Consider the following 286-nt stretch of genomic DNA (forward strand, 5'->3'; position numbering starts at 1 on the left):
AAAAACAGGCAGCTCTTGAAATTGCAAAATATCCTGAAGAAACCTTATTTATTACGCAAGGTTACATCTGCAGAAATGCTCAAGGAGAAATTGACAATCTGCAAAGAGGTGGGTCTGATTATACTGCTTCGCTACTGGGATTTCATGGTAATTGATGAAGATAAGGAACCCAATATTGAGGAAATCAAAAAACAGGCAGCTCTTGAAATTGCAAAATATCCTGAAGAAACCTTATTTATTACGCAAGGTTACATCTGCAGAAATGCTCAAGGAGAAATTGACAATC

At 36.7% G+C, this 286-nt stretch carries 1 pseudogene; it reads left to right on the forward strand.

From position 1 onward, the window contains the following. Positions 1-140: pseudogene (locus BOQ62_RS24320) on the forward strand (aspartate kinase); the annotation flags it as partial. Positions 141-286: the final 146 nt, after the last annotated feature.

The sequence above is a fragment of the Chryseobacterium sp. CH21 genome, from assembly GCF_004119445.1.
Taxonomy (GTDB): Bacteria; Bacteroidota; Bacteroidia; order Flavobacteriales; family Weeksellaceae; genus Chryseobacterium.